The following is a 24,167-nucleotide window of genomic DNA, read 5'->3' as shown; positions in this document are numbered from 1 at the left end:
CCCGCATGACGGACAAATGGGATACGACAACGAAAATGAAAGGGTGCAGCTTTGATTCATCCCTTTGAATCCGTGTCCCGTTTCCTCCTTCTCATGGTATACTCTTAAAAGAAGCACAGCGGAACATTCGAGACTCACCACATCAAACAAACTTCAGGTGGTTGACCATGAAAACGACGAATGATGAACAAATGATTTCCGATCTGCTGCAAACCCTCCAATTAAATGTGCTGGAAGCCCACAACACCCAATGCCCGCTGGATTGGAAAGAGCTCGATTATATTCCCCGTTATAATAAGCTCTACTATATCCTTAACGGTGAAGGATGGATTAAAGTGGGCAATAAGGAATTCAAACCTGCTCCCGGACAGCTCTGTCTCATGCCGGCATATATGCTGCAGTCTTATTCCACGCTCAGCAACCGCCCTTATCTGAAGGACTGGTGCCATTTTACGGCTACCATCGGACCGTTCGACCTGTTTCAATGGATTGGTGTGCCCGTCTGTATCGACATTAAAGACAACGGTGAAATGGCAGGTTTATTCCGGCAGCTGATTACCCTCCGCGAGAACAGTGCTTTCATTGCCAGACTTCGTGAAAAGGCCGTGCTGCTGGAGATAATCTCCCGGTACCTGGATCAGGTGCCTGTTCGTATGCTGCAGCACCGGACCGAGGAGTTAAACCGGCTCAATATTATCCAGAACTATGTGGACCAGCATCTGCACACGAGCATCAGCGTCGAAGAGATGGCTGGCACGATTCATCTGCACCCGAACTACTTTATTACGTACTTCCGGAAGCACTTCGGGACCTCTCCCCTTAAATATGTCAACCGCAAACGGGTGGAGAAGGCCAAGCTGCTTCTTACCACAACTCCGCTCAGCATTAAAGAAATTGCCGATCAAACCGGCTTTAAGGAAACTAACCATTTTACCAAATTTTTTCGCAAGGAAACCAGCTACAGCCCCACGGAGTACCGCTCTGCTTTTGCTTAATTTTCGCGCTTCACCTGGGGATCACTATAGACACCTTGGCGGGGGAGTGAACGACGCAAAGAAGGCCGCAACCTTATTGTGGTTACGGCCCTGCAGTGAATCTCCCATTCTTTGCACCAATCACCCAATGGCTTGAACCGCTCCCCGGTTAATGCCTCTCAGCCTTCAACAACCAGCATCGCATGGCCGTCAAGCACGGTCACGCGGGCATGGACGTATCCGTCGCTGTAAGTGAAGGCCAGCTCCCGCTTCGCCGGGGCCAGGTATACCCGCTTCGGCTCCTGATCGGTCCGCACGGCGATCGGCATATCGACGAGCGGGAACGGGTCTTCTACAAGATCGAGGTCGTCTGCCCGACGCTCCGGATAGAAGCTGAGCAGGTGAACCATGAGATTCCCGCCCTTGCGGACAACCGTCGTTTCGAGCTTGCTCGGCCCCTCATCCCGGATAAGCGGCCTTGGCAGCAGCAGGCCGATACAATTGCCCAGCAGCGTGCGGTAATTAGGCGAGGCATGCTTGCCGTAGGCTTCGAAGATCGGCACCGAGAAGGTAATCGTTCTTCCGTTCTTTACTGCCGCCGCATAATCCGATACCCGCTTCTCCGGCGTATAATCATGACCGCTGAAATGGTTATATTCCCGCTGAAAGTAGGGCTCCCCTACGGCCACCAGCTTTTCGGCTCCTGCAGCGGGCTTCATCCGGAATCCGGGCTCATACATGACATAACCGTAATCCGCCAGCCCTGTCGACACGCTGTCCAAGGCGTGCAGGAAGGTGTGGCTGTATGGGCTGGGACCCTCTGACACAATGCCCAGCTCCCTCAGCACCGGCTTGCCGTTCTCATCCAGCGCGGCAGGGCCGCTGATGATCAGCCCCCCGCCGCCGGCAATATATGCCTGCAGCTTCTCCTTCAATGCGCCGTCAACCGGCGTGGTCTCCGGAATAATAACCACCGGATAGCCGGTCAGGTCCATCTCCGGCGGTACTATATCGAACTGCTGCCGCAGCTGCTGGAGCGCACGGACCACGCCAACACCTGACGGGCCCGGATTATCGCCCAGCTCCGGATTGACGACAACCGCGATCTCGCTAAGCAATTCGCCGTTCTCAACATAAGGCTCGCAAGCTTCGATATGCTTATAGACGCTGCCGATCAAGTCGTATACCGCCCGGCTCGGCAGGCCCCGGGGATGAAGTAGGTCGCCCACGCCGTTGGTCATGCCCTGGCTCAGAATTTGGCAGCATTCATATTTGAGCGCCATCTCCGGCTTCAGGGAGGTGTTGTCGCCCCAGCTCTTGAAGAAGCGGCCGGTATGGCTTAGGGTCGGCAGACCAAGCGGTCTGACAAACCGGGCCACATATGGAAAATAGGCATAGCCCCACCCGCCTGTCGGCAGCGCTTCGATCTCCACATGGCGCAGAAACTTCTTTTCAACGTGCAGGTTGGTCTTCGGACGGCTGTTGAACCACACGCCCGCCGGACGGTGCTTGGCCTGCGCCTCATCGACCATTCCCTTGTATCTGGCCATGTATTGGTACGCAACTTCCCGCGCATATCGCGCCCGGTCTTCCTCCTTGCGCGGGTCATACCCTTTCTTCAGCATGCCTTCGATCGCCCACTTGGATGAGCTGGGCTGATCCCAGCACATATCCATGAAGATGCCGTCAACAGGTGTGAACCTCTCCAGCACCTCGGATAATATCTCCGCAAGATAATCCTGGTAAGGGCTGGACATGTCCAGAATCTGCCACCCCGCTTTGTAAGCGGAGCCTCCCCACTTTACCTGCTGCAGCTCCGGCGAAAGCGCCACCCAATCGGGATGCTTATTGGCCGCATATTCATTGCACTGCACACTGATATAGATCGGTGCACGGATGCCGGCCTGATGCAAAGCTTCCACCTGCTGCTCCAACAGATGCAAATCGGCGGCCATTCCCGGATGGCGCGCAGGATGCGGCGTGTTATAGTACAAATGGCCATGATGGCACATCGCAAACAGGGTGACGCTGTCCACACGGGCCTCCTTGAAGCTTTGGACGAACGCCTTGGCGTCGAAGTCTTTCCCGATCTCCGGAACCTGCGGCCCTGTATGGAAATCCAGGTGAACGGTCCGTTTCGGGAAATCCTGCTGCATACTCATTTCCAAGCCCTCCTTTGGGATCGTCAATTATTTTTTGCTGTCGTATGCCCTTTGATAGATGTCCAGGTATCCGGCAAGATTAAGCCCGTCAAAGCCTTTTACGTAGCTGTCCCATTCCGCGTCATTCAGCGGCTTGGCGCCGGTAATGAACTGGGCCATATTCGACCGCACATAATCATTGATTTGTGTGCGGAGCCGGTTCGCTTCCTTGGCATCGGCGGCATCCATAAAGATGCTCAGAGGGAATGTCTCCTCCGGCTGCTTGTTCTCGTAGTTGCCCGCCGTCTCCAGGAACAAGCGGTATTCGTAGCCTCTTTGGCTGAACGGGTCCTCCGGCACCGCCCATGATTCGCGAATGTCCCGCGTCCGTCTCGTAATCCCCATCTGATCCCAAGTATCGTTCATGGTCGGCCCGATGTTCCAATATTCTTCTTTGATGCTGTATTTAGCCGGGTTGCCGTGGACATCCACCTCGCCGCTCTTGCCTTTCTCCCAATACTTCCCTTCCAGCCCGTATTCATTTGTAATGGCATGGTCCTCCGAGTACAGATAGTCCGCAAGCTTAATCGCGGCGATTTGCTCTTTCTCCGAGGCTTTATTCGTGATCGCAAACATGCCCAGTCCATATGACTTGTAGTACCCAGAATAGGCAATGCCGCCAGGTCCTTTCAGTGGCGGAACGGTCACATATTCCTTGTGCCGGTTTTGTCCCTCCACCAGACTGAAGAACATGCCGATGTGTCCGGCCGCAACACTGCCAAGCACGTTATCGCCGTCTCTGTTGCCGACCTGCGCGCCCTGGTCCAAATTTTGCGTGAAGGCTTCCTTATCGATCAGGCCTTCGCTGTATAGCTTGTTAATATACTCCAGGCCCTGACGCCACTCCGGCTGATTCGCGGCCAGCTGGACCTTGCCGTCCTTCATGAAGAAAAAGTCCTCATCATTGTTGTAAATAAAAGAATTCATCAGGAAATTGGACGGAATTCCATGCCAAGTGTTAAAAGCGCCGGATAACGGAATTTCGTCCGCCGCCCCGTTCCCGTTCGGGTCCCGGGTCTTGAAGGCTTTCATTACCTCGTGGAATTCCTCAATTGTCGTAGGCATTTGGAGATTGAGCTTATCCAGCCATGTTTTGTTAATCCATAATTTCTGGGAATACCAGCAGTGGAAACAATCATTAATGTGGGGAAGCGCGTAAATATTGCCGTCCGGCGCCGTGATGGCATCCCTCAGCCCGGGATCCTCCTCCATCGCCCTCTTAATTTCCACCCCGTACTCTTCAATCAGATCATTCAACGGGATTAATATCCCTTGACTGCCGTAATCGATTTGCTCCGCCTGTGTAAAATCACCCGATAAAAATACGGACGGATAATCGCCGCTTGCCATGATCAGCTGTTTTTTGTCCCTTGCATTGGCTTCGGGAGTCGCATCGAACTCAAACTTGATGTTCATCTTCTCTTCGATATATTTGGTGACCGTGTTCGTATTAATATCCTCGATCCGCGGCGTCAGCTTGATATACGTGGACAGGGTCACGATCTCTTCCCCGTTTTCCCCTACTTCAGCCGGGGCATTTGAATTGCCGCTGTTGCTGCAAGCCGATAAGATAACCGAAAGCGCAAGAACCAGGCTCAACATCAGACTGCTTGTTTTTTTCAACACAGACGCCTCCCTTTACAATTTGCCATGCTTTACACCGGAATTAATCCGAGTAACTATGAACTGCCGAGTCCAAAAGCTTTAAGCCAGAACAAGCACAATTGCCGAACTGTACCACCTCCCCCGAAGGTATGAGAATCAGGCCGTCTGCCGCATCCATATGTAAGCGATATCATATCAGGCAGCTGTTATCCCTTGATCGACCCGATCATAATCCCCTGTACGAAGTACTTCTGGACAAACGGGTAAATCGCCAGGACCGGCAGCGTCGCCACTACAATGAGCGAGAATTTCAACAAGTCCCGCAGTCCCTGTCTTGCCGCCATCTGATTGGCGTCCACCATCATGCTTGCATCGATGGAGTTAAGGATCAGGATATTCCTAAGCACAATCTGCAGCGGATACAAATCCGGCGATTTCAGAAAAATCAACGCCTCAAAATAAGCGTTCCAATGACCGACCGCATACATCAGCACCAATACGGCCAGAATCGGCTTCGATAATGGAAGAACCACGCGCCACAGAAATCCCAAATCGGAGCATCCGTCGAGCTCGGCGGCTTCACCCAGTTCTTTGGGGATGGTGGACTGGAAGAAGGTCCGTGCAATGATCACCTGCCATACGGCCAGCGCGCCCGGCAGCAGCATCGCCCAGCGCGTATCGAGAATGCCGACCATTTTTACGGTCAGGTAGTACGGAATCAAACCTCCGCTGAACATCATCGTGATGATCAGGAGAACCATAATGAAATTGCGGCCGACAAAGGTCGATCTGGACAGCGGATAGGCGAGCATGACGGTCAACGTGACATTGATGAGAACCCCAAAGAACGTATAAAAGAGCGAATTAGCGTAGCCGGTCATCACCGACGGATTCTGGAAAATTGCCTTGTAGCCGGCCAGGCTCGGTTCCACCGGAAGCAGCCAGACCCTGCCGCTGATGACAGCCTGCGGCGAGCTGAAGGAAGAGCTTAAAATGTAAATGAGCGGGTACAGCACAACAATGAGGATCAGCCCCAAAAACACATACACACAAAACAAAAAAACGCGGTCGCCGAAGGGCTCCTTGATTGCCATAGGTTTACTCAAGCGCGATACACTCCTTCCCTTACCATAGGCTGCTGTCCGAAAATCTTCGAGCCGCGTAGTTGACTGTCAGCAGCAGGATCAGATTAATGACCGAATTGAACAAATCGACCGCCGACGAGAAACTGAAGTTGGCGCCCAGAAGACCGATTTTATAGACGTAAGTAGAAATGACCTCGGATGTGCTCAGATTGAGCGGATTTTGCATCAAATAAATTTTCTCGAAACCGACGTTCATGATTTGTCCCACATTCAGAATGAGCAAAATGATCGCTGCCGGCATGATGCCCGGAAGATCGATATGGAGCACCTTCTGCAGCCGCGACGCCCCGTCCACCTTGGCCGCCTCATACAAATCCGGATTGATGCCCGCCAGCGCCGCAAGATAAATGACGGCTCCGTAACCGATGCCCTGCCACACGTTGGACAAGACGAAAATACTCTTGAAGTAACCCGGCACCCCCATGAAGTTGATCGATTCCATCCCAAGGCTCCTCACAATAAGATCAACAAAACCGAGGCGCGGCGACAAAAACAGAATGATCATCGAAACCATCACAACGGTGGAAATAAAATAGGGCGCGAACGTGACCATTTGTACGGTCTTTTTGAACCTCAGGCTTCTGACCTCATTAAGCGCAAGCGCCAGAATGATCGGGGCCGGAAAGCCGACGGCCAGCGAGTATAAGCTGATGAACAACGTATTTTTGATCAGCATCCAGAAATTCGGTGAGTTGAAGAAATCATTGAAATGCTTTAATCCTACCCATTCACTGCCCGTAAAGCCTCTGACGATACTGAAATCGCGGAATGCAATCTGCGCGCCGTACATTGGAATGTACTTAAAAATAAAAAGGTAAACCAGAGGCAAAAACACCAATAAATAGAGCTGCCAATGCCGCTTCATCCGCAGGGCCAAATCCTTCGCTCGTACGGATTTCTTCTTCTGTCCCAGCTTGTTCGCCGTTAATACCCCAGTGGACTGCATATCAGTTCTCTCACTTCCTCTCCCGTAATCGGTGTTGATTTGTGTTAACGATAATGCAGCGCGGCAAGGGGGTCAACGGCCAGTATTCAACGAACAGACCGTTTTCCGCAGCCGCTTCCCGCAAGGCTTTTCCAGCGTTTCGCTCAGTTTTCCGCCAGCGTACCGATTTCCGTGAGCGTATTTCCGGATTCTTGCCCGGCGATATGGCGAACATGCCCTATTCCATCCTCCCGCATGGCAGATCTCGCTCGTTAACGACGATTAACATCATTAACTTTGCCGGTTAAGCGGAGAGGTCTGCATTAACGGCATACAAAACAAGCCTGCTTCCGTACGAGACGGAAACAGGCCTGGCTGCGCTCTTAGCCGCTGCGTATATAGTTGTCGTAGGCTTCCTGATAAATGGCCATATAACGTGACAGCTTCAAGCCTTTAAAACCATCGAGATAGGCCTCCCATTCGGTATCGAGATCTTTGGTGCCGGTAATAAACTGCACCATGTTCGATTCAATATAATCGTGAATTTGCACCCGCAAGCGGGCCGCCTCGAAGGCATCATCCGGATCCATGTAAATGTGCGCGGGAAGGACTTCTTCCGGTTCCTTGCCCCGGTAGTTTTGTTCCGTTTCCACGTACAAGCGGTGTTCATAGCCTTCCCTGGAGTACATGTCCTCCGGCACTGCCCACGACTCACGGAGATCCCGGTTCCGGTAGAGAATCCCCATCTGGTTCCAGCCTTCATTCTGTGTCCGCTGCTCCCAGTATTCCGGCTTCAGCTTATATTTGGCCGGCCTGCCATGCACATCCACTTCTCCGGGCTCTCCCCTGCGCCACCATAAATTTTCCGGCCCGTATTCGTTCAGGATTGCCGCTTCCTCAGAGTAAAGATAATCCGCAAGCCGGATCGCTGCCGCCGCCTCGGTCTCGGTCGCCTTGTCCGTAATGGCGAACTGTCCGAACTCCAGCGTGCTGAAATATCCCGCCGCCTGATAACCATTAGGTCCGATTAGCGGCGGAACAGTGGCGTATTCGGTATTTCGCTCTTCATTGCTTCCAGTGAACGCCATCCGGATATGGCCCATCGCGGCGCTTCCGATAACCCCCTCATCCTCATTGCCGGCCAACTGAATTAAACCGTCAATGGTCTGCGTGAAGGCGGCCGGGTCGATCAGCCCTTCGCGGTACAGCTTGCGGATGTAGGCAAGTCCCTCCCGCCATTCCGGCTGTATAGCAGCCATTGCTACTGTACCATCTTCTATGTAGAAGTAATTATCATCCGTATGGTAAATAAAAGCGCTCATCAGAAATCCGGTTATCTTCGTGCGCCAGGAATCTGCCGCTCCGGTCAACGGAATTTCATCCCGCTTGCCGTTTCCGTTAGGATCCTCTGTCTTGAACGCTTTGAGAACGCTGTACAACTCCTCGGTTGTCCGGGGCATGTCCAGACCGAGCTTGTTCAGCCAGGTTGTGTTGATCCATAGCTTTTGGGAATACATACAGTGAAAGCACTCGTTAATGCTCGGAAGCGAGTAAATATTGCCGTCCGGGGCCGTAATGATTTTGCGCAGCCCGGGGTTTTCCTCGAAGATTTTCTTGATATTGTCGCCGTACTCGTCTATGAGATCATTCAGCGGCCTAAGCATGCCCTGCATGCTGTACTTAATCTGTTCATCCGGTGTCAGCTCCCCGCTAAACAGCACGGCCGGATAATCCCCAGCGGCGAACAGCAGCTGCTTGCGCTCTTTCTTGGCGGCGGGACTGGCCATAATAAACTTGAAATCGATATTGAGCTTCTCCTCTACGTAGGCCGTGAATGAATTCGTATTTAAATCCTCCACCTCAGGAGGCGGGGTGACAAATACGGACAGCCCGATCGTTTTGGAGGACAGCGGAAATTGCCCCGGCGGAGCGATTCTGTCCACCGCTCCCGGGTTTCCTCTCTCGGCGGCGGGATCAGCCGGAGACTCGCAGCCAGTGATCAAGAGAAGGATCATGAACAGTATGATTACCGATAACCGGCTGAACCTCGCTTTCAACGTGGCGTCCCTCCCCGTCCGATTTTGTCAGGTTTGCGGTTTAACGGCCTGTTCCGGGGTCAGCCCGTTCTTGTCATCGCACTGCGCTTGCGGTAATCCATGGGTGAGATGCCCTCGACTCTGCGAAATACCCTTCTGAAGGTTGCCGCATTGACATATCCGACCCGTTCGCCGACATCCTGAATCGAGTCCGCGTGCTCCGCCAGCCATTTCTTGGCATGCTGAATCCGAACCTCCGCCAGAAATTCGAGGAAGTTCTCCCCGCATTCTTCCTTGAACAGTTGGCTTAAGTACTTGGGATTGATAGAGAATTTATCGCTCAGATAATCCAGCGAGAGATCCGGATTTGCATAATTACACTCAATATACGCCTTCACGTTCTGCATCAGCTGATGGTACTGCCGGCCCTCCCGAAGCGCGGTTAACCGTTCCGCCAGCTCCTCCAAAACCTTGTAAAGTCCAAGCTGAAGCTCTTCCAGCGTATCAAAGCTCCCAATCATTCTCCTTGCCTCCGGCAGTGCGGTCTGCGTCCAGATTGCGTAATAGTCTTTGGAAATTTGCGAAATATGAAGATCCATATGCGCGACCAGATAATGGCTCAGCTCGATGATCTTATTCTTGGACAGACAGCATTCCCTGTACCCGTCAAAGACAAGCCTGAAGTCACCCGGCCAATTCTCCTCATTTAACCGGAAACGCTGCACCAGGCTGTGAATGGCCTGTAGATGCTTATTATTCGTATTCTTGTCGGCCGATTGTCTGGCTTCCTGAATCGTAATGATTCGATTATGGCCAAGCGCCGCCTTGAACTTCAACGCTTCAGCGGCCTCCTTGTAGGATACATCCGCGTCTTCCAGCGAATCGGCCGACTCGCCCAGCCCGATCGTCACGGTAAATTTCAGATTATTGCTCACCCATGCAATAATGCTCTCGCAGATGTCGGATATGCCGGTGTCAGGCTGCTCGCTCATAAATACCATGCCGGTCAGTTGCAGCTGTGATGTCCACTCCAGCCAAATCCGGCCATCATGCTGATCGAACATTTCGTTGGCGACGCCGCTAAGCACAAATTTAAATAACGATTGGTCAGGGGCTTTATAACGGCAGAATAATTGCTCAGGGTTGTCGATTTCAATAACGAAAACCTTAATTCGGTTATATGGAGGCAAGGGAAGGCTGTCCGTATAGGCATACAGGCCTCCGCTTGAGAAGGCCAAATCATTGAAGAAGTTTTTCCGCTTATGAAGAGCCGCATTTTCGAACTCCTTCTCGAAGGTCTTCGATTTCTCGGCAAGTTTGTTGATTGCCGATTCAATGAATGCGAACTCGTTAACCGAGAGGCTGCCCAGCGCATCCTTGCCGTGCAGCAGCTTGTCATGGACCAGCATGATCAGATCTTCCAGCGGTTTGTAATTTTTGCGTGTGATGTAGATGATGGATACGACGCCGGCAATAAAAACAAGTACACCCAGAAGCATCCAGACGCCCGACAGACTTGCGGCTAAGCCCATGATTTCACCCCGGTATACGCCGCTCTCTACAGTCCAACCTGTATATTGCGAATGGATGCGGGTCAGCACTTCCTTCTGTTCCGCCTCCCCCGCCTGCCTGAAAAGCGGTATGCCGTTACGATCATAGATATCCACGAACGCTTTATCCACATCGTACATCCCTGTGACCAGCTCCTGCAGGGAGGCGGCGCTGATATTGATGACGAACAGCCCTTCCGAGCCCGGGCCGGGCGGCACATGATGCACGAGGCTGATCACATCTTTTTTATTCTGGAAAGAAAATTCCCGGTAGGTTCTGACATCGGTCCAAGGGGATTTCACCTCCCGGTTGCGCATCTTCTGTATGAACGCGAAATCTTCAAACTGCTCGATATTGCCAATGACATTGCCGTTGTAGACGAGCTGGTCGCTGAACCGCACCAAATAAAAGGAATCGATCAGCGGCACTTCCTGCTTGAGCACCGTCAATCTCTTGGCTACCTGGTATTTCAGATAAACATCATCATGGCCGTCAAAAAAATCCGTCAACGGCTTGTTGTTCATCATTTCGCGGATGATCATATGATCGACGGATTTCAGAGAGACGTCGACGGACAGCAGCAGCTGGTTGGCAAAGCTTTCATTGGACTGCCGGCTGTTCTTTTCGTTCTGCTCCACCAGTGTCTGGAAGAACATGAAATAGGCGAAGGAAAAAAGGATGAGGAAAATCGGAATATACGACCAGATCATTTTGCGAAGCCAAGACTTATTCATTTTTGCACCATTCCTTTTCAGGAATTTGACAAGCCTCTGAGAAAGCGCATACAAAAATGATAGGCTGATGTACGAATGTTTTATCATTATATTCATCCGCAACGTGAATTTATAGGTAAAAAGCTAATCTATATGGGGACAAAGCTAAGATTGTGATTCGAGAAAGTTAATATTATACCCTTCCAGATTAGGCTTATCCCTGTCCGGTGAGGCCGATCGTTGATACACTGATAGGGAAGGATTGACAATCCAGCCTATCGGGAGGTAAATAAAATGGACACTGTCTTGCAAGATCCTGTCAAGGAAAGAAATGAGCGCACCCATTGGTTCCGCAATGACCGCTTCGGCATGTTTGTTCACTGGGGGCTTTATGCCATTCCCGCCAGGGGAGAATGGGTGCGCAGTGTTGAGCAGCTGAGCGTGGAGGATTACCAGCCTTATTTCGAGCAGTTCAACCCGGACCGTTACAACCCCCGGGAATGGGCTAAGGCCGCCAGACAGGCCGGTATGAAATACGCCGTGCTGACGGCCAAGCATCACGACGGCTTCTGCCTGTTCGACAGCGAATTGACAGATTACAAAGCAACAAACACGAAGGCGGGCCGCGACTTGGTCAGGGAATTCCTCGATGCGTTCCGCGAGGAGGGCCTGAAGGTCGGCCTCTACTACTCCCTGATCGACTGGCATCACGAGGACTATCCGGCCTATGGCGACCGCGTTCATCCAATGCGCAATAACGAAGCCTATAAAAGAGATATGGGCAACTTCCACCGCTATGTCGACTATCTTCACGGACAGGTGCGCGAGCTGCTGACAAATTACGGGAAGCTGGATATTATGTGGTTCGACTTCTCCTACGACAACATGGCCGGTGAGACCTGGCGGGCAACCGAGTTGATGAGTATGATCCGCTCGCTTCAGCCGCATATCGTAATCGATAACCGCCTGGAGGCGAGCGGAGAGCACGGAGGCAGCATTTATACGAGCGAGCCTTCCATATATGCCGGCGATTTCGCCTCGCCGGAGCAGATTATTCCTCCCGAGGGCGTTACTGACAACAACGGCTCTCCTATCCCGTGGGAAGCCTGTATTACGCTTAACAACAACTGGGGGTACGCAGCCGCGGACCGTACCTACAAATCCGCAGCCACCGTCATTCGCAAGTTGGTGGAATGCGTTAGCAAGAACGGCAATCTGCTGCTGAATGTCGGCCCGAATGCCAGGGGAGAAATTCCGCAGGAATCGCTCGATATCTTAGCCGAGGTCGGGAACTGGATCGCGTTAAACGGCGACAGCATCTATGGCTGCAGCCAAGCGGACTTTCCCAAGCCCGAATGGGGACGTTATACGCAGATTGGCAGCACGCTCTACGCTCACATTTTCGAGGAAAGCATCGGCCCGATCAATCTGAGCGGTTTGGCGGGGAAAGTGAGCAGAGCCGCCCTGCTCGCCGACGGATCGGAGGTATTCTTATCCCGGCCATGGAATGCTTCACATTTCCCTGATGATGCATTTGTGAACTTTGCCCGGCCCGAGCATATGACCTATCCGCTGCCCGATGCCCGGAACACCGTCATTCGGCTGGAACTGGATTTATTATAAATAACAGCAAGAGGAGAACCTTTCCTCATGAGAAACAGCCTTATCGGGAATCGCTCCTGCATAAGGCTGTTTTGTTCGTAAATGCTGGCACGACTCATAGCTGGCAGCAGCTGCATCCCGAAACGGTTAATCGACTTTCAGCGTGTAAAATTCGATTACGTTCTGCCTGTTCGAGCGGCCTCGGGTGTCCGAAACCGAGAAGTACCATGTCAGCGTATTGCCCTGCACAAGCGGCGTCATATTGCCTGGTGACGGTACACCGGCCAGCTTCACCGGCTTCTGCAGAATCTCGCCCTGACCGTCCACAACCGCGTAGTATAATGCCTGATCACTCGTATTTTCGTGATATTCCCTCCATAAGAGTACGAATTTATTCTCATTCACTCGGCTCAGATGCGTTTCACGGATCCGGATATCGGAATTAGCGGGATGATCGGTCAGCATCACTGTCTTAACGTCCATGATGTTATGCGCCGTCTTCGGCACGACGCTTAAGAACACATTCTGGCTGCTCCGGTATGCGGGGTACGTGAATACACTGTTGGAGCCGGCGACCAAATAGTTCGAGGCCGAGCTCTCCAGTCCGCCCAAGTAGGCTCCCGTATAGTTATCGCCGGTATTGCCGGGAAAGAGTGCGAGATCAATGGTCTTCGTGATTGACCCGTACTCTTCAACCTGCAGCACGAATCCGCGCGGATATGCATCGCCATGGTCGGCGTAGACGATCCGGTCGCCATCGAATCTGACGTAAGTGGCGAAGGAGTGGCTGACATGGTTGTCCGGCCATTGCCCGCCCTTCTGAAGCACGGCCATACTGCCGGTGTCGATCAGAAAGCTGATGTTCGACTGATGGCGAAGGCCGTCATCTGGCGTCACATACCGCAGCCTTGCGGAATGGATGACCAGCTTTCCGCCGCTGCTGTCCATGGTCAGATTGCTGCCGTCGAACGGCCGGGAAACATAAACACCTGTGATATCCGCTTGACCGGTATTGGTCCACGAAGCATCGTATTTAACAACCCGGTACACGGTCTTGTCATCCGACTCTTCCATGTTCTCCTGACCGTAAACGATATAATAATTGCCGTCATCGTCCATATGGAAGCCGCCGAACAGCGGCAGCTCCATGCGGACCGTTGTCTCCTCCAGCTTCGAGAAATCTGCCGCAAACTGCTGGATGTAGATCGTCTGATCCTTAATCTCTAACAGATTTATACGGTCTCCCGTCCTGAACAAATATCGCTCTGAAGGCCTGAACCAATTGGAGTAGTAATAATCGGCGCTCGTCCTGGCCTGCGCCACCGCATTTACGGCCGTGACGGATACATTCGGGTATGTAATAATCTGGATCGTATTATCATAGGATCGCCACGTAACGGGAAAGTCCAACTGCCGGCTGAGATCGCGCAGCTTGAAATAATTATTGCCCCCGATATTGTACGCGGTTAATGCCACCTGGCGGCCGTTCACCAATATACCGGATGCGGCAACTGTCGCTTTTTTCTTGTCCAGCCGCTCCAATACGGCAAGTTCCCCGCCTACCGGTTTGTAGGCTTGGCCCGGCAGCAGGTTTATCCGATTGCCCGCGCTGTCCCAATCCACAGCGAAGCTCTTGCCTGTACCGTCCAAAGCTTTGGCCAGATCGCGCAATTTGAAATAGTTGTTGCCATTAATATTGTAGGCATCAAACTTTACTTCTTGCCCGTTTATGAACACCTCTGAAGCGGCGGGAACCGCCTGCACCTGCGCCGATGCAGCAGGCGACGCCGATGCGGAATTCTCCCCGCCTGCAGCGAACGCTGCACTTACCGTCATAACTGTGAATAATAGAATCCGTGCGTATTTTTTCAATATTATTCCCCTTTACTCATGATGAAAGAACTTTGATTTCCACTGATAATCCTCTTCCATAACTGGTTCTCTTGTAGAAATGCTTGCATAATCGGATGCAATCAGAGAAGCTTTGCTGAAAAAGTAGTCCAATAGACTTATTCCACAATTCAGATGAATACCCTTTTTCGACATCGAACTTTCCACCTTTATACAACCCTGCAGCCAGCCAAAAAAATAAAACAGCGGAGCAGAAATAACTCCTGCCCAGCTGTTTTACAATAATCAGAATTAAATTAGATTCATAGTTGTACGGTTGGCCGAAACCAGCTGTACACGCGTTGGAACACTCATTTCCATTGTAACGATCGAGCTTAACTTCAATTCGAAAGCTGCAAATAGGGACAAAGCGACCAACCATCTTTTATACCTTCAAAGATCCAACGACAATCGTTTCTCCTTCTGTTTTTAGCTATAATGATCCGATAAGAAGATGCCTTATCGATTACTAGAAGTATAACATATGAGCGTATTTTCTCACAAAAACCGCGCTTGGCGAAAAGAGTCCGCAATTGGTTAATTTCAGCCGATTCGACAACAAAAACCGACCGCCTCGCTTCGTTTTGCGATGGCGCTCCCGCGCTCTCGGTTACGAAGGATATAATACTAGGAATCTGGATAATTCCAATGCATATCGCAAAAATCCCGCGGCAGAATCAGAGGCCACTGAAAAAGTCCGTATTACAGAAAAGGTACAGTCACTTAAGAAATTGAAGAGACTATACCTTTTCTCGTTTATAATTAAGGTATCTCAGAGAGCAGGTGAGCGAATGATACGACAACAACAAACCCTGATGCTAAGTCCATATGCGGATCTGTATAACATCGTCGTACCCAAAAGACAATATGCTGCGTCGGATCAACAAACTGGTTAATTTTTCCTTTATATATGAGGAACTGCAAGATAAGTATTGCCTGGATAACGGCCGTAATGCAATCGACCCTATTCGCATGTTTAAGTACTTGTTGCTGAAAGTCATCTTCGAGTTGTCGGACGTCGACATCGTCGAGCGTTCGCGGTATGATCTGTCGTAATACTTTCTCGGCATGCGCCGGAAGATCCGCTAATCGATCCGAGCTCTCTGACGAAATTCCGCAAGCTGCGGTTAAAGGACATTAATCTCTTGGACAGCTCATTACTAAGACGGTATAACCCGCATCGGGAAAGTGATCTTGAAGAGCACTTCTATTATCGTAGACGCGACCTACACGAAAGCACGATATAACCAGAAGTCGCCGCGGGAAATCTTGCAGGACCGGGCGAAGAAGCTGAGGAAAGCTGTGTACGGCGTGGATGAGTCGGTTAAAGTCCGCATGCCCGCCAAGAACACAAACGATGTGCTGGCGGACAAAATCGCGTATTGTCAAAAACTCATCACCTTCATCAAAACTAAGTCGGGGATCGCGCAGGTGCAAGATTACGGAACCGCTGAATCTCCTGAGGGAGACGGTGGAGGATGACGTCGAGCAGCTTCTTCTTGCTGCCGACCCGGATGCGCGCGTAGGATACAAGAGCGCGGACTCCGCCTTTTTGAATACACATCTGGCGATGACGGAAGAACGCATTATTGCAGCCGCGCGGTAATAACAACTGGCGAGAAGAACGACGGCAAGAAATTATAAACCCTGATTGAGAAAAGCCAAGCGGCCGGCATGCAGGTTAGCACCGTCATTGGGGATGCCGCATACTCCGAGAAAGATTATCTGACCTATGCAAAGAAGAACGAGATTGAACTGGTAGCAAAGCTTAACCCACTCATTATTGGACTGCCGGCTGTTCTTATGATTCTGCTCCACCAGCGTTTGGAGGCAAGCGGAGAACAGGGCGGCAGTATTTATACGAGTGAGCCTTCCGTTTATGCCGGTGATTTTGCTTCGCCGGAGCAGATTATTCCTCCTGAAGGGGTAACCGATGACAACGGCTCCCCAATCCCATGGGAAGCTGTATCACGCTCAACAACAATTGGGGGTATGCTGCCGCGGACCGCGGGCTGCAAGGTATATTCGAACGAACGGTCTGCCCGCCGTACGATAAAGGCCTCCGCCTCAGCTCTTGGCACAACGACCATGTCGTGACGGAGCACAAAACAGCCGCCAGGCTAAATGTCGGCGGCTGTTTTGTCAGCTTGATCTCTCAAGCTTTTTTCAATTTTTCTCATGCCATAGTCACTTAGCAACGCCCAGCGCTTTCATCGCTTCATCCCATGTAAAATTAGGAAGGCCGTCTTTCAATGGTACTTTCACAAAGGACGTTACCTCTTTTTCGATTCTGGAGCTGCCTGTTTTATCGTATATCTCTACTTTATAGTTCAGGAAGCCTACAGCCATGCCATTTTCGAGGGTAGGGTTGAACTCGATCTCCTGTCTTCGTATTTTTCCGTTCACCTTTTCTTCTCTGGCCATAGCTGTCCAGAATTGCGTGCCCTTATCTTTTGTTGTATAGGATTCTTTCTGTATGGAAATGAATGTCGCTTTGCTGTTTCCGAAACTCATATAAAGGTCAGGATCCGTGATTTCATTACCGTTCTCATCTAATTCATAGCTGAAGCTCTCGGATTTATAGGTATAGAACACCTGTCTTTCAAATAGCAAATGTCCGTTGACCACCATATCAATGCCGCCATAATGAAGATTGTCCACTGTACTCATACGCATCATATTGGGGAGCGAAGTATGAGGGATCATAAAAACGCCGTTTATCCGTTTGACAGGTTCATGATTCGGCATCGGAAACTCATTTCGAACCCAGTCAAACGAGCCGCTCAGCTCGCGATGCTTAACGGTCGGAATCCCTTCGGTGTAGATTAACTCGTTATTGTGAAAAACAATGGTTACTGTACCGTTCTTCGGGTCCTCCGTCACTTGACCGCCAATATATTCAGAAAAATCTTTGATCGGAAAATAAGCGATTTCCCCTTTGATGACGGGTTTTGTTTTAAACGGTACCGCCTTGCGGTCGATATAAATCTCCGGCTTCAATTTCTGTCCTTTTAAGGCCATCTGCGACGCTTCTCTTTCCGGTGTCCAGCGGCTGGAGTCAAGCGATTCGAAGTAAGAATCAGCGATAACCATCCGTTTGGAATTGATCACATAACCGAACACCTCAAGCGGGATATAAACCTCTTTTTTGATCAACTGTGCCGGCTGCGGAAGTTCATCTTTGAACGTGGGCACAGTAAAGTTTTTGCTGTTTAATTTAAATAGGACCCAATGCTTGCCCTGCATTGTTTTATAGGTTTTCTTTTTTTTGTTTTCCACAATTCGCACACCAAATTGCTTGGATGCGGATAGCGGTATCATCGGGGTTCCTTTCACGAAAACCTGCGGAAGCAATACGGTTTTACCAGATGCTTTCAGCATGAATGTTTTTTCAGGCACTGCCGCTGAGACGGGGCTTAAAGGTAATGAAAAAATACTGACAACAGATAATACAAAAACGATGACTGCACGATGTAGGAATGATGACAACAATTTCGCCTCCTGGATGGATGTTCGATAACACATTTTTCCATTATACATGGATTCAAAGAATATAACAGGAAATCGTTTCTTGAAATGTAGTTATATAGTCTCAGCTTGCAATAAGATTCCCTAGAGACGAAGCCGCATGAGTGCGACTTTATTCCCTCGGGTTAATGGATCATTCCCAATTAAAAAAAGGGTATACTTTTGCGTCGGCACTCTTGCTCTTACGGATTTATATCATGATGTTTAAAAAATCATTCTATGCCGCTTCAACCTAAAAAATCCCGCGGCATGGTTCACCGCGGGATCGTTAAATTTATTTTTAAGTGAAGACTATTCTTCGTAAATTTTCGTCAGCATGGCGCCAAGCTCTTTGAGCGCCTCTTCTTCGCGCTCGCCGTCCACTTCCAGCGTTACTTCGTCGCCTTTGGCGAGGCCAAGGGCCAGTAAGCCAAGCGAGCTTTTGCCGTTGACTTTTTTCGTGCCTTTGATCAGGTTTACTTTACAAGGAAATTGAGTCGCCGCATGGACGAAAAGCTTGGTCGGACGGGCATGAAACCCGGATGGATGAATAACGGTATAAGTTTGCGATAGCATTAGATTTGACTCCTTTGTTCTACAAATTGTTGAACCTCTTCTTGCGTTCCCATAGTCAGCGCTTGTTCGGACAGAGACGCCCATTCCTGCTTGGACAACCGGCCCACCAGCTCGCGTGCAGGCAGCACGGAGCTTGCGCTCATGCTGAATTCGTTCAGGCCCATACCCAACAGCAGCGGAATCGCCGTCTGGTCGCCCGCCATCTCGCCGCACATGCCGGTCCAAATGCCCGCTCTCTCGCCGGCCTTGATAACCATGTTGACAAGCCGCAGGATGGAAGGATGGTAAGGCTGATACAAATATGCGACAGATTCATTCATGCGGTCAGCCGCCATTGTATATTGAATCAGATCGTTCGTGCCGATGCTGAAGAAATCGACTTCCTTCGCAAAATGATCGGCATTAAGCGCAGCGGCCGGGATCTCGATCATCATGCCCACTTCGATGGCGTCGGATACAGCGATGCCTTCCTGCTCCAGCTTCGCCCGTTCCTCGCCGAGAATACGTTTTGCTTCGCGAAGCTCGCTCAGCACCGCAATCATCGGGAACATGATGTTCAGCTTGCCGGACGTACTCGCCCGAAGCAGGGCACGAAGCTGGGTACGGAACAAATCCTCCCGCTCCAGGCACAGCCGCAAGGCACGAAGACCAAGAAAGGGGTTGCTTTCCTTAGGCAGCTCCAGATAGGGTAGCTCCTTGTCCCCGCCGATATCCAGCGTACGGATGACGACACGTTTGCCGTCTAATTTTTCGAGCACATGCTTGTAGATCTGGTATTGTTCTTCTTCGCTCGGGAACGAATTCCGTCCCATATATATAAATTCGGTACGGAACAGACCGACGCCGTCGGCGCCGTTCTCCAGCACCTTCATCAAATCTTCTATGCTGCCGATGTTGGCTGCAAGCTCCACATGCACGCCGTCGGCAGATACCGAAGGCTGCTGCGCGAGAAGCTTCAACTGTTCCCGGCGCTCGTCGTAACGCTGTTTTTTCTCGCGGTACTCGGCGAGCACTTCCTCCGAAGGATCAACGATTACTTGGCCTTCCACCGCGTCCAGAATAATCAACGTCCCGTCCGCTACGCTGGCGGACACCGCGCCTGCGCCGACAACGGCCGGAAGCTCCAGCGAGCGCGCCATTATCGCGGAGTGCGAGGTGCGGCTGCCGATCTCGGTCACAAAACCGCGGATATAGTTGAGATCCAGCTGCGCGGTATCCGAAGGCGTCAAGTCCTCCGCCAGAATAATCGTCTCCTCGGAAATGCCGGTCAGGGTCGCGTACGGTTTGCCGAGCAGATGGCTCATTAACCGTCCGGAAATATCCTTCACGTCGGCGGCACGTTCACGAACCATTTCATTGTCCAGCTCCATGAGCATTTCAACGACCGCTTCCGTCACTTCGTGCAAAGCGTATTCGGCGTTTAATTTTTCATCGTTAACCTTATCAAGTACGGCATCAACAAGATCGGGGTCCTCCAGGAGGAAGAGATGGGCTTCGAAAATTTCGGCTTTCTGCGCACCCAGCCTTGTCTCCGTCAATTGGCGGATCTCTTCAATCTCGCCTTTCGCTTTCTCGACCGCCTGCCTGAACCGCCCGGCTTCCGCGTCAGCATCCGAAATGGTCTGCTTCTGCGGGACATGCCGGGTATTGGTAAACCGGAATGCCTTCGCTATGGCTATTCCGGGAGATGCCGCGACACCCCTAAAGGTATTCGTCATATCGTGTTCTCCTCTCTTGGTTGTTTTATTTCCGCTCGTCAGCAATGCTTGCGTAGCTTTCCATAATCAGAGCAAATACCGGATGCCCCTCCGGAATTGATGTATAGTCCGCTGCCGTTTGCCCGGCTCCTTTGTCCTTGATCGATTGCTGGAGCTCGGTCGATTCCGGATCATCGGCATAATCGAAATAGAGCGCCGCCGCCATCACTTTCGCCAGCTGTTTCGGTTCCATTCCCATTTCATGCGCCTGCAGAGCCGGCTTCACCAGCCGATCATTCGGCGACAGCTTGCGGATCGGCGAACGTCCGACTCGCGTTACTTCGTCGGTCAAGTGATCATTGCGGAAGCGGCCGATAATTTTCTCGATATATTTCTCATGTTCGGCCTGGTCAAAGCCGTAGCGCGCCACCAGCACCGCGCCCGTTTCCTTCAGCGTCGCCTTTACTTCGCCTACGATGCTGTCATCGCCCATGGCCTGCTGAATCGTCTCATACCCTTTCAGATTGCCAAGGTAGGCTGCCGCGCAGTGACCCGTATTGACCGTGAACAATTTTCGTTCGATATAGGGCAGGAGATGATTAACGTAATGTACGCCTTCAACCGGCTTATAGCCTTCGAACATCGCCGAAGCGTCCACTACCCATTCATAGAACGGCTCAACCGTAACCGCAAGCGGATCTTCATGGTGCTGGAGCGGTACGATCCGGTCAACCGCCGCATCAGGGAAGGCGACAACCTCGGAAGCTTTAGCCTGAGCCGCCTCATCCAAATGCCCAAAAACATGCTCTTTAAGCTGGGTACTGCCGCCGATTGCATTCTCGCAGGCGATAATATGCAGCTGTCCCGCGCCGTTTGCAATCCGTTTCTCGATCCCCCGGGCAATACCTGCCGCAATATGCTTCAGAATATTGACGCCTACTGCTGTTGTAACCAGATCGGCTTCCGCCACGGCCGAAGCAACGGCATCCGCATCCGTTCCGTCAATGGCCGTCACACCTGTAACTTGCAGCTGTTCCTGAGCGTCATTGGCCAGCGTTACCGTATACTCTCCGCGCTGCTGTAATGCAGCAACAAGGGTCTTGTTCACATCGGAAAAAGTAACGTTATAACCGGATTGGGAGAGCAGCAGGCCGATAAAACCGCGTCCGATGTTTCCGGCGCCGAAATGTAGGGCCTTCATTATTCTTCCATCCCGCTTTCGAAGATTTGGATCATTTGTTCCGGAGTCGCAGCCTTCAAGATCTGTTCCATATTGTCGTCGTCGGAACAAATCATCGCCACATTCGTAAGGATATCCAGGTGGTCATCGCCGACTGCTGCAATGCCGATAACAAGATGCGCGATGTTCCCTTCCCCGAAATCCACGCCTTCAGGAAGCTGAACAATGGACAATCCCGTCGATTTGATGGAGCCTTTCGCCTCAGCAGTTCCGTGAGGAATGGCGAGACCTCCGCCCATAAAGGTGGATAGAGAGCTCTCGCGTTCAAGCATGCTGTCCACATAGCTTGGGTCGACATGGCCAGCGTTTACGAGCAGCTGCCCGGCGATGCGGATCGCTTCCTCTTTGTCCTTCACGACTGCATTCAATTTCACTTTGTCTGTAGAAAGTATACTCATTCCATTTCACTCGCTTCCGTTTTGGTATTAAAAAATGTTTTCAGATGGACCGTTAAATAATTCCGGATTTCCATCTCCCCGCCAACTTCAAGCAGCTCGATCATTTCGTCATTGAGCAGCATGGCGCTTATTTCGCTCAGCACCTCCAAAACTTCCCTGGATAACGTTTGGGGGGCGAGCATCAATAAAAACTCACTTAACCGCCAGGGTGGTTCTGTTTCAATCGTCAGCGGGCTTTCCAATCGGTATAACGACAGCGATGCACGGCTAACCTCCTGGCTTCGCGTATGGAACAAGGCTACAGATGTTCCGGGAATCATCTGGCTGCCGCTTTGTTCGCGCTGCATGAGCCGTTGTGCGATCAGGGGGGCATCTCTCAGAACGCCTCTTTCTTCTTCATACCGGCAAGCTTCTTCCAATATAAGAGCAAGCTCCCCGCTGCTCTCCCGGATCTGAACGATTTCAAAGCGTTCAATCAGGTTGACCATCTCATCAAGTGTGATCTTCAAACTTAACAGCTTGGCGAAGACAGGGACTTCCGATGCGCCTCTCTCTTCTGCAGGAAAGACATCATTACGTTTTTGTTCCAGCACCGTGCGGATAAATGACCGCAGCCGTTCCGTCTCTTCCTGTGTAAGGAGTGGACTGACCTTGATGTAATTGCCCGAATCAAAGGGCAGGTCCATTGTGGAAATCATAAGGTCATACTTGTCTTTGGCAATTCTTGATGCTTCGTACCAGGATACGCGCCCTACGATTTGGATCAGCGGCAGTTCCTTCTGCAATCGCAATTGCAGCAGCTTGGCGGAGCCAATCCCGCTCGAGCATACCAGTATGGCGCGCACATCCCGCCGCAGCTGCTTATGCCGCTCCAGCGACGCTTCAAAATGCATGACCAGGTAACCGATCACCTCATCCGGCACCACTACATCCTCAAGCACATCGTGCGCGGCTTCCCGGACGATGCCAAACAGTGTCTCAAAATCCTTCTTAATCTGATCCAAAAGCGGATTGCGGATGCTTAACCCGTCGGCAAGCCGCTGCAAGGCATCCTTCATATGGTAGAACAGGCCTTCACGCAGCGAATGATCCATACTGAAATCGGCTCCCGTTGCAATTTGAACGTGTTCGATGAGCGAACGGACCTTCGATGTCAGCGCCAGATCGTCCCCCGGCAGCATTGATAATTCATCTGCCTGGGCTGCGCTCAATAGCCCGGATATATAGATCGTCTCCTCCGGAGAGAGCGCTTGTCCCATCCTTTCGGATAACAATCCCGTAAGGCGAATCACATCGGATTCCTTAAGCGAGGCCATGCTTGTCCGCCGCGCGGCCGGATTTGATGCCACTGTTTTGCCTGACCGAATCCGGCGCAGCGCAATCGAAAGCCTGATCAACAGCTCCGTATAGGCATCCTCGGTCAACCGGCCGGCCCAGCGTTCCTCCCAGTCCCACAGGATCGTCTCGATGTCGTCCATCTCCGCTTTCCCTGCAAGCTCAAACAGCTTATGGTCGAGCGGATGAAGCGGCTGCTTGTCCCGGCTGGCTATCAGCTCGGTATCATCAAGCCTCATCCGGATTAACTGGCGGAGCGTCTCTCTGAGTTTCTCCTCCGAACCGGTAAGCTCTACGCCGTATCCTCTTTTGCGGGTCAAGGTAACCCCGAATTTGCGGATCCATCCGTCAAGCTCATCCAGATCGCTGCTTACGGTCGGGATGGTTACCTTTAGCTCATGCCCTAACGTATATAATTTAACCGGTTCGGCGCTTTCGAGAAGCAGGCATAACAGGTACAGCTGTCGCTCGGCCGGTGAAAAGTCGATGCCCTCCGCGGTCGAAATGAGGCGGGACAGCTTCTCCAGCTCTGCCTCGTCACCCTGCAGACGTATGCCCGAACCGGCTTTCTTCAGCAGCTGTATCCCCTGCTTGTGCAGGATATCCTCTACCGCTGCTAATTCACGATGTACTGTTCTGGAACTGACATGGATCTCTGCTGCAATCTGTGCCGCCGTTAGTTCCCGGTCGCTATGAAGCAGCAGTTCAAGAATCTGGCGAGATCGGCTGGATATATTCATATCACAAAACCTTCCTATAACAATAGAATGGC

Annotated in this window: 16 protein-coding genes and 2 pseudogenes; 5 read left to right on the top strand and 13 right to left on the bottom strand. The window is 51.5% G+C overall.

Going from position 1 to position 24,167, the window contains the following annotated elements; all coding sequences use genetic code 11:
* Positions 1-167: 167 nt before the first annotated feature.
* Positions 168-995 (top strand): AraC family transcriptional regulator, encoded by an 828-nt coding sequence (locus IEW11_RS13200; protein WP_188531525.1) that lies wholly within the window; start codon positions 168-170, stop codon positions 993-995.
* 158 nt (positions 996-1,153) lie between these two features.
* On the opposite strand, the gene IEW11_RS13195 is transcribed toward IEW11_RS13200, so the two are convergent.
* The 4 genes from IEW11_RS13195 to IEW11_RS13180 form a co-directional block, all read right to left on the bottom strand.
* Complete coding sequence (locus IEW11_RS13195; RefSeq protein ID WP_188531524.1) at positions 1,154-3,136, bottom strand: alpha-amylase family protein; 1,983 nt, start codon at positions 3,134-3,136, stop codon at positions 1,154-1,156.
* A 27-nt stretch (positions 3,137-3,163) separates the two neighbouring features.
* On the bottom strand, positions 3,164-4,798 hold the full coding sequence (locus IEW11_RS13190; RefSeq protein WP_188531523.1) for a type 2 periplasmic-binding domain-containing protein: 1,635 nt from the start codon (positions 4,796-4,798) through the stop codon (positions 3,164-3,166).
* Between the two features lie 188 nt (positions 4,799-4,986).
* A complete protein-coding gene (locus IEW11_RS13185) occupies positions 4,987-5,874 on the bottom strand; it encodes a carbohydrate ABC transporter permease (RefSeq protein WP_188531649.1) in 888 nt (295 codons plus the stop codon).
* A gap of 31 nt (positions 5,875-5,905) precedes the next feature.
* On the bottom strand, positions 5,906-6,871 hold the full coding sequence (locus IEW11_RS13180; protein ID WP_188531522.1) for an ABC transporter permease: 966 nt from the start codon (positions 6,869-6,871) through the stop codon (positions 5,906-5,908).
* 41 nt (positions 6,872-6,912) lie between these two features.
* On the opposite strand from IEW11_RS13180, the gene IEW11_RS13175 reads away from it, so the two are divergent.
* Positions 6,913-7,158, top strand: coding sequence for a hypothetical protein (locus IEW11_RS13175; RefSeq protein ID WP_188531521.1), 246 nt, complete (start codon positions 6,913-6,915; stop codon positions 7,156-7,158).
* 75 nt (positions 7,159-7,233) lie between these two features.
* Here IEW11_RS13175 and IEW11_RS13170 read toward each other — a convergent pair whose 3' ends face one another.
* The gene (locus IEW11_RS13170; RefSeq protein WP_188531520.1) at positions 7,234-8,907 is read right to left on the bottom strand and encodes a type 2 periplasmic-binding domain-containing protein; all 1,674 of its coding nucleotides are present in this window, start codon (positions 8,905-8,907) and stop codon (positions 7,234-7,236) included.
* Positions 8,908-8,966: 59 nt separating this feature from the next.
* On the bottom strand, positions 8,967-11,171 hold the full coding sequence (locus tag IEW11_RS13165) for a helix-turn-helix domain-containing protein (RefSeq protein ID WP_188531519.1): 2,205 nt from the start codon (positions 11,169-11,171) through the stop codon (positions 8,967-8,969).
* A gap of 273 nt (positions 11,172-11,444) precedes the next feature.
* Between IEW11_RS13165 and IEW11_RS13160 the strand changes: the two genes are divergently transcribed.
* Positions 11,445-12,773: an alpha-L-fucosidase gene (locus IEW11_RS13160; protein WP_188531518.1), complete on the top strand. Its 1,329-nt coding sequence runs from the start codon at positions 11,445-11,447 to the stop codon at positions 12,771-12,773.
* A 126-nt stretch (positions 12,774-12,899) separates the two neighbouring features.
* Here the strand turns inward: IEW11_RS13160 and IEW11_RS13155 are convergent, their stop codons facing one another.
* Complete coding sequence (locus IEW11_RS13155; protein WP_188531517.1) at positions 12,900-14,624, bottom strand: stalk domain-containing protein; 1,725 nt, start codon at positions 14,622-14,624, stop codon at positions 12,900-12,902.
* Positions 14,625-15,433: 809 nt separating this feature from the next.
* On the opposite strand from IEW11_RS13155, the pseudogene IEW11_RS13150 reads away from it, so the two are divergent.
* Together IEW11_RS13150 and IEW11_RS13145 are read left to right on the top strand one after the other, a co-directional pair.
* Positions 15,434-16,424 (top strand): annotated as a pseudogene (locus IEW11_RS13150) (transposase); the annotation flags it as partial.
* A gap of 24 nt (positions 16,425-16,448) precedes the next feature.
* A pseudogene (locus IEW11_RS13145) lies at positions 16,449-16,651 on the top strand (alpha-L-fucosidase); the annotation flags it as partial.
* Positions 16,652-16,829: 178 nt separating this feature from the next.
* Here IEW11_RS13145 and IEW11_RS13140 read toward each other — a convergent pair.
* The 6 genes from IEW11_RS13140 to IEW11_RS13115 all read right to left on the bottom strand — a co-directional run bounded on the left by IEW11_RS13140 (position 16,830) and on the right by IEW11_RS13115 (position 24,135).
* Positions 16,830-18,131, bottom strand: a complete 1,302-nt coding sequence (locus IEW11_RS13140; RefSeq protein WP_188531516.1) for a stalk domain-containing protein — start codon at positions 18,129-18,131, stop codon at positions 16,830-16,832.
* 330 nt (positions 18,132-18,461) lie between these two features.
* Positions 18,462-18,725, bottom strand: a complete 264-nt coding sequence (locus tag IEW11_RS13135; protein WP_188531515.1) for an HPr family phosphocarrier protein — start codon at positions 18,723-18,725, stop codon at positions 18,462-18,464.
* Positions 18,725-20,443, bottom strand: coding sequence for a phosphoenolpyruvate--protein phosphotransferase (gene ptsP / locus IEW11_RS13130; protein WP_188531514.1), 1,719 nt, complete (start codon positions 20,441-20,443; stop codon positions 18,725-18,727). Before ptsP ends, IEW11_RS13135 begins: the two co-directional genes overlap by 1 nt.
* A 25-nt stretch (positions 20,444-20,468) precedes the next feature.
* Positions 20,469-21,623, bottom strand: a complete 1,155-nt coding sequence (locus IEW11_RS13125; RefSeq protein WP_188531513.1) for a mannitol-1-phosphate 5-dehydrogenase — start codon at positions 21,621-21,623, stop codon at positions 20,469-20,471.
* Positions 21,623-22,060 carry a PTS mannitol transporter subunit IIA gene (locus tag IEW11_RS13120; RefSeq protein WP_188531512.1) on the bottom strand — a complete coding sequence of 146 codons (438 nt, stop codon included), beginning with the start codon at positions 22,058-22,060 and terminating at the stop codon, positions 21,623-21,625. Before IEW11_RS13120 ends, IEW11_RS13125 begins: the two co-directional genes overlap by 1 nt.
* Complete coding sequence (locus IEW11_RS13115; protein ID WP_188531511.1) at positions 22,057-24,135, bottom strand: BglG family transcription antiterminator; 2,079 nt, start codon at positions 24,133-24,135, stop codon at positions 22,057-22,059. Before IEW11_RS13115 ends, IEW11_RS13120 begins: the two co-directional genes overlap by 4 nt.
* Between the last annotated feature and the right edge of the window lie 32 nt (positions 24,136-24,167).

Source organism: Paenibacillus abyssi (assembly GCF_014640295.1).
Classification (GTDB): domain Bacteria; phylum Bacillota; class Bacilli; order Paenibacillales; family Paenibacillaceae; genus Paenibacillus_D; species Paenibacillus_D abyssi.
Note: the sequence above shows the minus strand (reverse complement) of the source record. Positions and strands in the feature narration are given on the sequence as shown.

What these genes read in the sequence shown, in the direction of transcription:
- IEW11_RS13160 (WP_188531518.1), top strand. Translation starts at nt 11,445, where the DNA reads ATGGACACTGTCTTGCAAGATCCTGTCAAGGAAAGAAATGAGCGCACC.
- IEW11_RS13195 (WP_188531524.1), bottom strand. Translation starts at nt 3,136, where the DNA reads ATGAGTATGCAGCAGGATTTCCCGAAACGGACCGTTCACCTGGATTTC.
- IEW11_RS13185 (WP_188531649.1), bottom strand. Translation starts at nt 5,874, where the DNA reads ATGGCAATCAAGGAGCCCTTCGGCGACCGCGTTTTTTTGTTTTGTGTG.
- IEW11_RS13200 (WP_188531525.1), top strand. Translation starts at nt 168, where the DNA reads ATGAAAACGACGAATGATGAACAAATGATTTCCGATCTGCTGCAAACC.
- IEW11_RS13120 (WP_188531512.1), bottom strand. Translation starts at nt 22,060, where the DNA reads ATGAGTATACTTTCTACAGACAAAGTGAAATTGAATGCAGTCGTGAAG.
- IEW11_RS13115 (WP_188531511.1), bottom strand. Translation starts at nt 24,135, where the DNA reads ATGAATATATCCAGCCGATCTCGCCAGATTCTTGAACTGCTGCTTCAT.
- IEW11_RS13165 (WP_188531519.1), bottom strand. Translation starts at nt 11,171, where the DNA reads ATGAATAAGTCTTGGCTTCGCAAAATGATCTGGTCGTATATTCCGATT.
- IEW11_RS13135 (WP_188531515.1), bottom strand. Translation starts at nt 18,725, where the DNA reads ATGCTATCGCAAACTTATACCGTTATTCATCCATCCGGGTTTCATGCC.
- ptsP (WP_188531514.1), bottom strand. Translation starts at nt 20,443, where the DNA reads ATGACGAATACCTTTAGGGGTGTCGCGGCATCTCCCGGAATAGCCATA.
- IEW11_RS13125 (WP_188531513.1), bottom strand. Translation starts at nt 21,623, where the DNA reads ATGAAGGCCCTACATTTCGGCGCCGGAAACATCGGACGCGGTTTTATC.
- IEW11_RS13180 (WP_188531522.1), bottom strand. Translation starts at nt 6,871, where the DNA reads ATGCAGTCCACTGGGGTATTAACGGCGAACAAGCTGGGACAGAAGAAG.